The following is a 12,466-nucleotide window of genomic DNA, read 5'->3' on the forward strand; positions in this document are numbered from 1 at the left end:
CGAAGGGGGCCAGCCTGTGAAGAGCGGCGCGCGTCGACGCTGTGTTGCCGTTGAAGCGTTTCCCTCGCCCCCTCGCTCCGGGGAGGAGCACCATGCCCGTACCGATACGACGCCTGGTCGTGGCGTCCATCCTGTGCTGCGCCTTGCTGGCGGGTTCGACGGCCTATGCCGTCCCCCAGCACACCGTGCGGAACGCGACCACCGCTGCCGTCAGCGATCCCACACCCAGCCCGAGCACGACGGCGGAGAAGCGCAGGTTCGCCAAGACGCGCTTCGTCGCGGACGCAGCGTTGGCCGCCGGCGCGACCTACCAGTGGATCGTCAAGCCGTACAAGGCGGGCAAGTTCAAGAAGGGCGCCCACGGCCGCAGGCTCGCTCTCATCAAAGGCGCCCTCGCCGGCGCGTTCACGTACAACCGGCTCAAGGCTGCTGTCCGCAACGCCAAGGCCGACCCCACCCTCTCCAAGGCCCTCGCGCCACTCACTGCGGGCATCGAGTCCCTGAAGCAGCTGCCGGCAAAGCTGCGCAAGGGCAACACCGATGACACCGTCAGCAGCTTCAACGACGTCATCAACAAGGTGAAGGACGCCGGGAAGAGCGCGGGCGCCGAGGTCAAGGACAAGGTGCCCAACGCCTCGCAACTGACCGGCTCCTGAGGCTCGGTCAAACCCGCGGTATCGATCGGGCAGCGCCAACTCCATGTGCGGGCGCCGACAGTCCGGCATCCTGTCTTCCAACATCAAGGCCGCGTACTCCCTGGAGCCCCGTTGTCCCCCACGCCACCGTCCGCCCGCGCCCGCGTCGGGCTGGCGGCGGCCCTGGTCCTGCCGGCCGCCTTTCTCGGCGCGTGTTCCGTGGTCGGCGGCGCCGACGGCTGCCGCGGTACAGCTGGCGATCTCAAGCGCCTGGCCACGCAGTCCGTGCTCGGCTCGGCGCCCGCCGGCGCCACCGCCCCCTCCAACTACCGCGGCGTGGGCGTGACCACCGGTTGCGACGACGACAGCAGCGGCAAGCCATGGCTGCACGCGGATCGCCTCTACGCCTTCCCGGGCAAGCGCGTCGACGTCATCGCCCACTACACCGCAACGGCTGCCGCCGCCGGCTGGCGCCCCGAGTACGACCCCGGACCCGGGGCCCCGGACGCCACGGTCGAGGGCGCCTGCTGGACCCGGACCGCCAAGGGCCGTCATCTGCTGCTCACCGTCGACTTCCGCACCGGCGGCTACTCCCCCGCTCCCAAGGTCAGCAAGGGCATCGCCTACGAGGTCTCGGTGGGCACCACCTCGGACGGCAGCGGCGGCGGTGAGGCGTCCTGCTGGCACTAGTGCTGTGACCGGCAACGTTCACTGCCCGGGGCCCGGGGCATCCACCGGATTGTGTGACGCGGAGGGTTTGCTCGTTCCGTTAGGGTGCGCCGAATGGACGACAGCACCTCATGGCAGCACTCAACGGCGACTCAGACGCTGTACTTCCATCCTGACTATCTCGATGCAGTACGCGCCGAACAGAAAACGACCACGGTACGTTTCCGTGACTCGGTGGAGACGGGCCCGGTGAGCCTGGTGTTCGAGTTGGACGACGAGGTGGCACTACCGGGTGTCGTCACGCAGGTCACTGCCAAGACGATTGCCCAGCTGAGCGAGTCGGACGCCCGAGCGGACGGTTTCCGTGATCTCACCGAGCTTCACGACAGACTGCGGTTTCACTACCCCCACATCGAGCCGACCGACACCGTCGCCATCGTGCACTTCAGGTTGGCGAAATGAGTGTCGGACTCCCAGCCGGCACAGCGAGCAACCCGGTGAACCAATGCGGTCACAGCACTAGCCGACGGGCGCCGCCCGTGACCGGATCGATCGCGAACACCGCACCCGCCCGGACCGCCGGCTGAGGTGCGTACGCAGGTCTGTTTTCTGAGAGCCTGGTCACGAGGAGTGGTAGCCCATGACCTGTTCGGACGGTGAGCGGACCCCTGGCTTCGCGGCGGGTGATGTCCTGCGTGACCTGGGTGCCGGTGTCTTCACCCTGGACCCGTCCGGGCTGATCACGTACGTCAACCCGTGGGCGGAACGCCTGCTCGGCCGCACGGCCGCTCAGATGCTGGGGCACGACGCGCATGATCTGCTCCACCGCAGCCCCGACGGAGGACGCGTCCCGCGTGAGCGGTGCCTGATGCGCACGCCCTTGGCCGGCAGCCGGGACGCCGTGGAGGGAAGCGAGGAGTACTTCCTGCGCGGCGACGGTGTCCTGCTGCCGATCATCTGGTCGGCGACGGCACTCTCGCCGGAAGGAACGCCCGACGGAGTGGTGATCGTCTTCAGCGACTTCAGCCTGCACCGGCACGCCGAGGAGCGGGCGATCGCCCATACCGCCGCCCTGGAGGCGCTCACCAACCGGTTGAATCTGCTGGCCGAGGTCTCCTCGGTGCTGATGTCCAACATGGACGCCACCGCGGCAGCGCGCAAGCTGCTCCCCCTCCTCGTGCCGGAACTCGGGCACTGGGCCGCCGTAGACCTCGTCGACGCGCACTCCGGCATCCCGCAGCGGGTCGCGGTGCGCAGCCTCGCTCGTCCGGACCGCGCCAGGGACCTGACGGGACCGCTGCCCGGAGCGCAGCAGCGGCCGGAGGCCATCCGCGGCGACGAGCCGGTCCTGCTGGATGCCGGCGACCTGGTGGACGCGGGGACGCCGATGGCGGCCGGCCATCGCATCCTGTTCGACCGGCTCGGCGGCCGCTGGGCCACCGCGGTGCCGATCCGTTCCCGTCGGCGCTACTACGGCGTCCTGACCGTGGCACGGACCGAGGTCTCCGGTCCGCCGGCCGAAGGCGAGATGCGGCTGCTCGCGGACATCGGGCGCCGGCTCGCGCTGGTGCTGGACAACACCCGGCTCTACGAGGAGCAGCGCAACGTCGCCGAGACCATGCAACGCCAGCTGCTGGCCCCCCTGCCGCAGGTCGACCGGCTGCGGATGGCCGCCCGCTATCTGCCGGCACAGCGCGCCATGGAGATCGGAGGAGACTGGTACGACGCCTTCCTCCTCGCCGACGGGGTCATGGCCCTGGTGATCGGGGACGTGGTGGGCCACGATCTGCAGGCCGCTGTCCACATGGCCGAGGTGCGCAACATGCTGCGCGCGCTGGCCTGGACCCACGTGGAGCCGCCCAGCATGATCATGCGGCGGCTGGACGAGGCGGTGACCCACACCAGCGACGCACCCATGGCCACACTGATCTTCGCCCGTGTCGAAGGCCCCGAAGGAGGGCCGTGGCAGCTCCACTGGGTCAACGCCGGCCACCCCCCGCCGCTGCTGATCACACCTGAGGGGGACACCCGCTTCCTGACCCGTGGGCACGGGCCGCTGATCGGCATGAGCGCCACCATGCACCTGGGCTTGAGCTGGCCCGACGCACACGAGGACCTTCCCGCACGATCCACCGTGCTGTTCTACACCGACGGCCTCGTCGAGAGCCGGGAACGTCCCATCGACGCCGGCCTCGCCCGACTGCGCCACCATGCCTCCGTCCTGGCCCGGCAACCGCACACCCGGACCGTCGACGACTTCTGCGACCAGCTTCTGCAGCGCCTCGATCCCCACGGTGACGACACCGCCCTGCTGGCCCTTCGCCTCCCTTCCGCCGGAGCCGGCACCCCCGACGACCACAGCCCGCCACCACCGCCCCAGAGCGCCCATAGCCCGGCCGCCCCGGAGAGAGCCGCCCCCGGCTCGCTGCAGGAACGATCTCCTGTGCAAGACCTCACCCGCGCCACCCGGGAAGCGCTGGACCCCTCGCACAGCCCGGAGGACCAGGCGACGTGGCGGCGGGCGCGCTGCACCGCCCGGTCCGGCGGAAGCTTTCGGCGCAGGCTGCGAACAACCCTCTCGGACTCACTGTAGGCTGTCGTCGAATGGATGACAGACTCCATGGGTCATCCAGGCGATGACGAAGTCGAGGAGGCGCGAGGAGGGGCCATGACGACAGCGGACCGACCCGACCGACCGGACACCGACCCCACCGACTCCCGGGGCCCGGCGTCGTTCTTCGCTGCAGCGGCGGCCCTGGAGGCCATAGACGACGCCGTGCGGACCGCCCAGCGGCAAGCGCCCGGCGCTTTCGCCGCGTCCGGCACTTCCGCCGCCTCCGCTGTCGGCCCGGAGCAGGCCCTGGCTTCCTTGCTGCTGCTGCGCCATGTCCGTGAGCAGCTCGCCGGCTGGGAGACCGGTCTGATCGAGACCGCCCGCGACGCGGGTGCCAGCTGGGCCGACCTCGCCCAGCCGCTCGGCGTCGCCAGCCGTCAGGCCGCCGAACGCCGTTACCTGCGCAACCGGCCCGGCCCCGCCGGAACCACCGGCGAACAGCGCGTCCAGGCGACCCGCGAACACCGGGCCGCCCAGCGCAGCACCAGCGCCTGGGCCCGGAACAACGCGGCCGACCTGCGCCGCATCGCCGGCCAGATCACCGCGCTCACCGACCTCCCCGCCGGCGCCCACCACCCGGTGCGCGAACTCGACGCGGCCCTCGGCCAGGACGATCCCGCCGCGCTCGTCGGCCCCCTGAACGCCGCCCGCCCCCACCTGGGGGCCCACCCCGACCTCGCCGCCCGACTCGACGCCCTCTCGACGCCGGGAGCCGACCCCGGCTAGCCGACGGCGGTACGGCGCCCGTCGAGGCGACCACCCAGATCTTCATGTCCGACGTTGTTTTCAGTGACTGAGCCAGTTGTCCGGTTGTCCGATGACAGGACTTGTGAGGTATACGCGAACATGCCAGCCGAAACTTTCGAGTTCCAGGTGGAGGCCCGTCAGCTGCTGCAGCTGATGATCCACTCCGTCTACTCGAACAAGGACGTCTTCCTCCGCGAGCTCGTCTCCAACGCCTCCGACGCGCTGGACAAGCTCCGCCTCGAGAAACTGCGGGACGACTCGCTCGACGCCGACGTGTCCGACCTGCACATCGAGCTCGATGCCGACAAGGACGCCCGCACCCTCACCGTGCGCGACAACGGCATCGGCATGTCGTACGACGAGGTCGGGCAGCTCATCGGCACGATCGCCCACTCGGGCACCGCACAGTTCCTGCAGGAACTGCGGGAGGCCAAGGAAGAGGCGAAGGAAGGAGCCGAGGAGGGCCTCATCGGCCAGTTCGGCGTCGGCTTCTACTCCGGTTTCATGGTGGCGGACGCGGTGACCCTGGTGACGCGGCGCGCCGGGGAGAGCGAGGGCACCCGCTGGACGTCACGCGGTGAGGGCACGTACACGCTGGAGAAGGTCGCCGACGCACCGCAGGGCACCTCGGTCACCCTCCACCTCAAGCCGGCCGACCCGGACAACCAACTGCACGACTACACCTCCCCGTTCAAGATCCGGGAGATCATCAAGCGGTACTCGGACTTCATCACCTGGCCCATCCGGATGGTGCCCGGGGGCACGGGCCCGGACGGCGAGGGCTCGGAGGACCAGGGCGAGGCGGCGCCCGCGCCGGAGACGCTGAACTCCATGAAGGCCCTGTGGGCGCGCTCCCGGGACGAGGTGTCCGAGGAGGAGTACCACGAGCTGTACAAGCACGTCGGGCACGACTGGCGCGACCCGCTGGAGACGATCCGGCTCCAGGCGGAGGGCACCTTCGAGTACCAGGCGCTGCTCTTCCTGCCCGCCCACGCCCCGTTCGACCTGTTCAACCGTGACTACCGGCGGGGGCTGCAGCTCTACGTCCGGCGTGTGCTCATCATGGAGGACTGCGAGGCGCTGCTGCCGCCGTACCTCCGCTTCGTCAAGGGCGTCGTCGACGCGGCGGACCTCTCGCTCAACGTCTCCCGCGAGATCCTCCAGCAGGACCGTCACATCGACATGATGCGCCGTCGCCTGACGAAGAAGGTCATCTCCACCGTCAAGGACATGATGGCCAAGAACCCGGACCGCTACGCCGCGTTCTGGCGGGAGTTCGGCACCGTCCTGAAGGAGGGGCTGGTCACCGACGCGGAGAACCGCGACGCCCTCCTCGCCGTGGCGTCCTTCGGGAGCACCCACCACGAGAGCGAGCAGACGACGCTCAAGCAGTACCTGGAGCGGATGAAGGACGGGCAGGAGGACATCTACTACCTGACCGGCGAGTCCCGGCAGAGCATCGAGAACTCCCCCCACATGGAGGCGTTCCGGGACCGCGGCATCGAGGTGCTGCTGCTCACCGACCCCGTCGACGAGGTCTGGGCCGACGCCGTCGGCACGTTCGAGGGGAAGAACCTGCGGTCCGTCGCCAAGGGCCGCATCGACCTCGACGCCGAGGACACCGACGCGTCCGAGGACGAGCAGAAGCAGCGGAGCGAGGAGTACGCGGCGCTCCTCGGCTGGATGACGGAGCAGTTGGGCGAGGACGTCAAGGAGGTGCGTCTGTCGTCGCGGCTGACCGTCTCCCCGGCCTGCGTGGTGTCCGACGCCGACGATCTGACCCCGGCGCTGGAGAACATGTACCGCGCGATGGGCCAGGAGGTGCCCCGCGCCAAGCGGATCCTGGAACTCAACGCCCAGCACCAGCTCGTGAAGGGCCTCAACCAGGCCTACGCGGAGCGTGAGGACCGCACGGCGCTCGCGGAGACCGCAGAGCTCCTGTACGGCCTGGCCGTACTCGCCGAGGGCGGTCAGCCGAAGGAGCCGGCACGGTTCGTCAAACTGATGGCGGACCGTCTGCAGCGCGCGCTGTAGCCGGGTACGCCGGCGTCCGTGATGGCGCACGGATGGCGCCCAGGTCGGCGAGCTCGCGGCCGGGCGCCGTCACGTCCGCCCGGGCACCGGCGGCTCCGTCCAGCCGTGGCGTACGGCGTGCCCGCCCAGTTGCATCCGGGTGCGGACGCCGGCGATGTCCATGAGCCGGCGCAGCCGCCGGTGCAGCGTCCGTGGGGACAGACCGAGCTGCAGCGCCGCCGTCGCGTCGGTCACGCCGGCCAGCAGCAGCGCGAGGATGCGCCGGTCGAGGTCGGTCGGACCGTCCGCCCCGGGCGTGACGACGGGTTCGGCCTCCGGGCCGGGGCCCGGCAGCTCGAACGGATGGGCCGTGCGCCACACCGTCTCGAACAGCGCGTCCATCGCGTCCAGCAGGCCGCTGCGGTGCAGCAGCACCGCGCCCGGGTCTCCGGCGGGTGTGGTGGCGAGCGGGACGAGGCCGAGTTCGGCATCGGCCAGGATGAGTTTCATGGGCAGCTGGTCGGCGACGCGGAGCTGCACGCCGTTGCGCAGGGCGTCGGCCGCGTCGTGGACGATGCCCGGCTCGGCCAGCACACCCCGGTCGAGAACCGCCCGGAAGCGCACACCGCGGCCGATGACCACGGGTTCGGCCGTGTTCTCCGCCGGCGGCAGCGCGACGAACGGAGCGGTGATGAAGGTGCGGACCTGCGTACGGGCGGCCTGCTGCACCTGGAGGTACCGGTGGCGGATGGCGTCGACGCCGGTGACGACCTCGATCAGATCGACGATGCTGCTCCCGGTCATCGCCGCCCGGTGTTCCTCGGCGAACGCCACCAGGGCGTGCTCGGCCGCACGCAGCCCGTCCCGTCGCTGGCTGATGAGGGCACCGAGCGCCATGGTCGGCGGGGCCGCGGTGAACTCGCCGTCCGCCGACCGGATTGCCAACCCCCACTCGACCAGCCGGCACAGGGCCGTGTCGACGGGATCCTGTGCCAGGCCGCAGGCGTCCGACAGCAGGGGCGCGGTGGACCCGGGCCGTCCGAGCAGCGCCCGGTACACGCGTTCGTCATCGGCCTCGAGGCCCAGCACATCCAGCATCGGCGACCGCCTCCCCCCACCTAGCCACGGCGCAGGCAGTATGCGCCACGGCCGCGGATCTTGAGAAGTCCCTGGTGAGGGCGGGTCCGGGGTGGGCCCCGAGAAGTCGCCTTCCCGGGGCCCGACGCCTTGCCTCATCGCAGTCCGTACGCCCGGATGATGTCGTTCCTGACGGCGAAGCCGTTGTTCGTCGTGGCGCTCGCGCGGACCGAGACGAAGCCGGCGCGCTTCTTCGGGGTCCTGAACGAGCCTCGCCAGGAACCGTCGGCGCCCTTGGCCAGGGTCACCTTCCGCCAGGTGACGCCGTCGTCGTACGAGACGTCCAGCTTCACCGCGCTGATCCGGCCCGGCAGCGAAGTGCCGCCCAGCGGCACCGGCTTGAGCGCGATCTTCTGGTTCGCGTCGGCCTTGACGTCGCCGTGCAGGTCGGACTCCAGTGCGTAGTCCAGGTTCAGCACGGAGAACGGCTCGAAGGAGTCCCCTTCGACGGTGTCCGACGTGAACGTCCACTCCGTGTGGGTGCGCGTCGACAGCCGGAAGACGTCACCGGGGCGCTCCGCGTCCAGGACGGCCCGGTAGGGCCGGTTGCCTGCGGGCACCTCCTGCCACTGCATGTCGCCGCCGGCCGGGTTGTCGTAGATCTCCTTGTCTCCCTGGAGGACCCGCAGGCGGGTCGGCGTCTCACCCCAGGGCAGGTAGCCGCCGAGCCGCATGGTGGCGCTGGCGGAGGCCCACGGCTGCACGTTCCAGGTCATGTAGTTCTGCCAGCGGCTGTTGTACACGCCGAAGGATTCGTTCTGGCTCGGCCGTGTCACCGGGGCGAACCAGTCCAGCCGGGTGGTGCTGCCCCTGGCGTACCGGTTGTCGCCCGACACCATCGACCACGGCAGGGCCGTGTCGAGGCCCTGCGTGTGGAACTCTCGCCAGACCTGCCCGGGAGTGACCCACTCGGTGCGCGTACCCGGGTGCCACTCGCGCTCGGGAAGGTTGAACGACGGGCTCAGGGTGAAGTCGGAGCGGTAGCCCTCCGCCGTACCGCCGCCCGTGGCCTGGTAGTAGCGGGCGTCGATCCGGGCGAGGTCGGCCTTGGCGGGCCGGTAGACGAGGGCGCGGTCCGGCACCCGGCCGGGGTAGTCGCGGGTGAGGTCGTAGACGTACGGCGTGTACTCGGTCTGCTTCACGGTGAGTTCGGCGGTGCCGGACCTGGCCAGCGCGATGAGGGCCCTGCCCGCGTCCCGGTGCACGCTCGCCACCGGGACGGCCGACTCGCCGACGTACTCCGCCAGCGCACCGGCACCGTCGTTGACCACGATCAGTGCCTTCGCGCCGGCCGCGGCCGCGGCCGCGGCGCGCTCCTGCGGCGACACCTCGTCACTGCGCCGCACGACGACGACCTTGCCCCTGGCCTTGATCGTCGCGTACGCGGAGGCCGATCCATGGCCCGCGTAGACCACGTGCCGGCGGTCGGTGGCGGTGCCCAGGGCGCTGCCCGGCTGCACCAGGGCGTCGAAGCGGAGACGGCCGCCCCGCGCGCTCAGAGCGAGCTGTGGCTCTCCCTTGCGCCAGCGGGTGGTCAGCGTGAACTCGCCGTGCTTCATGGGCTTCGTCGGGGAGACGTAGACGTCGTCGTAGGTCTGCGGGAGCACGTACGCGCTGCGGTAGTCCGTGTACGGGTCCTGGCCGTCGTAATGGACGTTGAAGTCGACCTTGCGCTGGCGGTCCTCGGTGCGCTGCGGGGCCTCGGTGCGCAGCAGCCGGGCCTTGCTCGCGTCCAGCACCACGTCCACCGGGCCGTCCTCGACCACGGCTTCGGGATCGACGAGTACGGCCAGCCCCGAGCGGTCGGCCTTCTCGCCCGCCACGTCGATGTTCCCCGCCACGGTGTACCGGCCGGGCGCCATGCGCAGGGTGGTGGAGCCGTCGACGTAGACCGACCAGGGCCAGACGTCGCCGGCCAGGTTGACGCCGACCCAGCCGGCGGCGGGCTTGCCGTCCCTGCCGATCAGCTTGATGTTCAGGTCGTAGCGCTCGTCCTCCTTGAGCAGCGCCAGGGAGGTGCGGGTCACCGGCTTGCCCGTGCCCGCGTCGGTGGCCGTCACGTAGCCGACGTGCCGGCCCGCCGCGGTGGACCGCGGGTCGCCGGTCACCGGGACGGCGGCCGTCCCGCCCGCGGGGACGGTCACCTCGGTGGCACCGAGGGAGAACGGGCCGCTGTCGGCAGTGAGCGCCAGGTCCAGCGTGACGTCCTGGGCTCCGGTGTTGGTGAAGGTCAGGTCCTTCGTGACGGCGACGTCGTCCGGTCCCATGGGCCAGGTGTGGTTGCCGAAGAAGAGCGACCCGGTGCCGCGGACCGTGGTGCGCACGGCGGCGGCCACGTCGACCCGGCCGGTGCCGACCTCGTACGGCGAGTACCCGCTGTCCAGGCCCTTCGCGGTGCTCATCAGCTGTTCCTTGAGCTGCGCGCCGGTCCAGTCCGGGTGCCGCTGGGCGAGGATCGCCGCCGCGCCGGCCACGTGCGGGGTGGCCATGGAGGTGCCGCTGAGCGTCCGGTACATGCCCTCGCCCCCGTCCGTCATCTCCTGTGACCGGGCCGAGGTGATGTCCACTCCGGGTGCGGCGATGTCCGGCTTCATGCCGCCCGATCCGGCCAGCGGGCCGGTGCTGGAGAAGGACGCCAACCGGTCCTGCTTGTCCGTGGCGGCCACGGTCAGCGCGGAGGCGGCCGCGCCCGGGGCGGAGATGCTCTCCGGGCCCGCGTTGCCGGCGGCGATGACGAACAGGGTGCCGTAGCGCTCGGACAGCGCGTCGACCGTCTGTGACAGCGGGTCGCTGCCGTCCGTGGGGTAGGTGTCGCCCAGGCTCATGCTGACGACGTCGGCGCCGGACTCGGCGGCCCACTGCATGCCGGCCATGACCCAGGAGTCCTGGCCGTAGCCCTCCTTGCCGCCGAGCACCTTGCCGACGTACAGCTCCGCGTCGGGGGCGACTCCCTTGTAGGCGCCGTCGGATGCGGCGCCCGAGCCGACGATGGTGCCGGCCACGTGCGTGCCGTGACCGTTGACGTCGGTGATGTCCTCGTCCGGCACGAAGCTGGCCGTACGGTCGATCGACCCCGCGAGGTCGGGGTGGTTGACGTCGACGCCGGTGTCGAGCACGGCGACCTTGACCCCCTTGCCGGTGTAGCCGGCCGCCCACGCTTCGGGCGCGCCGATCAGCGGCACGCTCTCCTTGAGGTCGGCCTTCACACGGGCGTCGAGCCACAGCTTGGCCATGCCCGCGCCCAACTTGGCGGAGCCGCGCGGCGCGACACCTTGCCAGAACGTGCGAGTCCGCCGCTTGTCGGTACGCAGCATGGCGGCATTGACGCTCTTGAGTCTGCCGGTGAGCTTGCTGCCCCGCGGGGCGTCCGGTGCGGCAGCGGTGTGCGCCTTCGGCTTGCCGTACGTCGCGATCAGTGGGACCGCGTCCGAACCGGCGTCGTCGTAGCCCATCTTGACCAGTGCGGTGACGTCGAACAGCCGCCGGTCCAGCTTGCCGGCGCCCAGCAGCGGGGCCGCCTCGTCGGGGACGACGTACAGATCACCGTTGATCTGCTGCATCTTGACGCCGCCGACGGCGCTGTCCGGCCGGTCGACGTCGGCCGTCTGCTTGCCGTCGGCCATCGTGGTGACCGTGACGACGTCGCCGGTGACCAGGGTGACCTTGTGTGTGGCGGCCGAGGGCTCGGCGGGGGCAGCCGGTCTGTTCAGGGCGGCCTGCGCGGACGCCTGCGCGCCCGCGAGCCCGGACAGCAGCAGCGACACCGCGGTGGCGGCCGAGACGAACTGCCAGCGTCTCAACCGCAAGTCGGAGGTCGAAGAGGACGAAGAGAGGAAGGACAGGGAGGACATGTGCTGGGTCTATCGGCCGGTTCACGCCGGTGTGAAGAACGGGTCATGGCAAGTCCTCGCCGTGGCAAGGACTTGCCGACAGCACATCACCCGCATGCGGACAGAGGGGCGTTTTCCCCCGCGCGATCAGGGCTCATGGGCTGCCCGGGGGATCACGCGTCCACGGCGCTCCAGCGCTCCGCCAGGACGTCGTTGCACGACGCGACCCTGACGCCGCCTCGGCTGACGAAGGGGGTCGCCGTTCACGGCGTGGGCGGGCGCGGCGGTGAAAGGAACGGTCGCGAGTGTCTGCGGACGGTTGTCTCTGCTCCACGTTCAAGCCTTCAGGTGAGTTGGCCAGTGCGAAGGGGACGGTGAGGTTCGCACACGCATGCGGGGTCCGGCGATCCGGCGCCGCGACCGGTCGCGACCCCCGCCGTGCTCCCACCCGTTCCGATCAGAGCCCGGTCGCCAGCCAGGCGGTGACGGCCGCGGTGGTGAGGAGGCCGATGTTGAGTGCGACCCGGCGGTCCTCGCCCGTGAGGTGGACGGCGACGGCACCGGTCTGCAGGAGGACGAAGCCGATGGCCGCGACCGGCGCCGACGCGGGCGCGATGCCCGTCAGGGGCGGCAGGATCAGACCGGTCGCGCCGAGCACTTCGACCGTTCCCAGCGCTCTGACAGCGGGCAGGGGCACACGGTCGACCCAGGCCATCATCGGCCTGAGTCGGTCACGGCCGCGGATCAGCTTCAGCGTTCCGGCGTAGAGGTAGAAGAGGGTGAGAAGTCCCGCGACGATCCAGTAGGCGATGTTCATCGTT

At 70.8% G+C, this 12,466-nt stretch carries 9 protein-coding genes; 6 read left to right on the top strand and 3 right to left on the bottom strand.

All coding sequences use genetic code 11. The features are described from left to right. Positions 1 to 92: 92 nt before the first annotated feature. From PV343_RS07580 to htpG, 6 genes are all read left to right on the top strand, one after another. Positions 93 to 656 (top strand): hypothetical protein, encoded by a 564-nt coding sequence (locus tag PV343_RS07580; RefSeq protein ID WP_319145996.1) that lies wholly within the window; start codon positions 93 to 95, stop codon positions 654 to 656. Between the two features lie 111 nt (positions 657 to 767). Beyond that, the gene (locus tag PV343_RS07585) at positions 768 to 1,325 is read left to right on the top strand and encodes a hypothetical protein (RefSeq protein ID WP_319145997.1); all 558 of its coding nucleotides are present in this window, start codon (positions 768 to 770) and stop codon (positions 1,323 to 1,325) included. A gap of 93 nt (positions 1,326 to 1,418) precedes the next feature. Beyond that, the gene (locus PV343_RS07590; protein ID WP_319145998.1) at positions 1,419 to 1,766 is read left to right on the top strand and encodes an ASCH domain-containing protein; all 348 of its coding nucleotides are present in this window, start codon (positions 1,419 to 1,421) and stop codon (positions 1,764 to 1,766) included. Between the two features lie 178 nt (positions 1,767 to 1,944). Further along, positions 1,945 to 3,897 carry a SpoIIE family protein phosphatase gene (locus tag PV343_RS07595; protein WP_319145999.1) on the top strand — a complete coding sequence of 651 codons (1,953 nt, stop codon included), beginning with the start codon at positions 1,945 to 1,947 and terminating at the stop codon, positions 3,895 to 3,897. Between the two features lie 75 nt (positions 3,898 to 3,972). Then, complete coding sequence (locus tag PV343_RS07600; RefSeq protein WP_319146000.1) at positions 3,973 to 4,644, top strand: type III effector protein; 672 nt, start codon at positions 3,973 to 3,975, stop codon at positions 4,642 to 4,644. A 120-nt stretch (positions 4,645 to 4,764) separates the two neighbouring features. Further along, complete coding sequence (gene htpG / locus PV343_RS07605) at positions 4,765 to 6,699, top strand: molecular chaperone HtpG (protein ID WP_319146001.1); 1,935 nt, start codon at positions 4,765 to 4,767, stop codon at positions 6,697 to 6,699. 69 nt (positions 6,700 to 6,768) lie between these two features. Here the strand turns inward: htpG and PV343_RS07610 are convergent, their stop codons facing one another. From PV343_RS07610 to PV343_RS07620, 3 genes are all read right to left on the bottom strand, one after another. Then, positions 6,769 to 7,776 (bottom strand): transcriptional regulator TrmB, encoded by a 1,008-nt coding sequence (locus PV343_RS07610; protein WP_319146002.1) that lies wholly within the window; start codon positions 7,774 to 7,776, stop codon positions 6,769 to 6,771. Between the two features lie 134 nt (positions 7,777 to 7,910). Then, the gene (locus PV343_RS07615) at positions 7,911 to 11,615 is read right to left on the bottom strand and encodes a S8 family serine peptidase (protein WP_319146003.1); all 3,705 of its coding nucleotides are present in this window, start codon (positions 11,613 to 11,615) and stop codon (positions 7,911 to 7,913) included. 487 nt (positions 11,616 to 12,102) lie between these two features. Continuing rightward, positions 12,103 to 12,462, bottom strand: coding sequence for a DoxX family protein (locus PV343_RS07620; protein WP_319146004.1), 360 nt, complete (start codon positions 12,460 to 12,462; stop codon positions 12,103 to 12,105). Positions 12,463 to 12,466 lie beyond the last annotated feature (4 nt).

It is taken from the genome of Streptomyces sp. WI03-4A, from assembly GCF_033792105.1.
In the GTDB taxonomy this organism is placed as follows: domain Bacteria; phylum Actinomycetota; class Actinomycetes; order Streptomycetales; family Streptomycetaceae; genus Streptomyces; species Streptomyces collinus_A.

Coding starts and splice junctions, on each gene's coding strand:
- htpG (WP_319146001.1), top strand. CDS start 4,765: ATGCCAGCCGAAACTTTCGAGTTCCAGGTGGAGGCCCGTCAGCTGCTG.
- PV343_RS07580 (WP_319145996.1), top strand. CDS start 93: ATGCCCGTACCGATACGACGCCTGGTCGTGGCGTCCATCCTGTGCTGC.
- PV343_RS07600 (WP_319146000.1), top strand. CDS start 3,973: ATGACGACAGCGGACCGACCCGACCGACCGGACACCGACCCCACCGAC.
- PV343_RS07610 (WP_319146002.1), bottom strand. CDS start 7,776: ATGCTGGATGTGCTGGGCCTCGAGGCCGATGACGAACGCGTGTACCGG.
- PV343_RS07590 (WP_319145998.1), top strand. CDS start 1,419: ATGGACGACAGCACCTCATGGCAGCACTCAACGGCGACTCAGACGCTG.
- PV343_RS07595 (WP_319145999.1), top strand. CDS start 1,945: ATGACCTGTTCGGACGGTGAGCGGACCCCTGGCTTCGCGGCGGGTGAT.
- PV343_RS07620 (WP_319146004.1), bottom strand. CDS start 12,462: ATGAACATCGCCTACTGGATCGTCGCGGGACTTCTCACCCTCTTCTAC.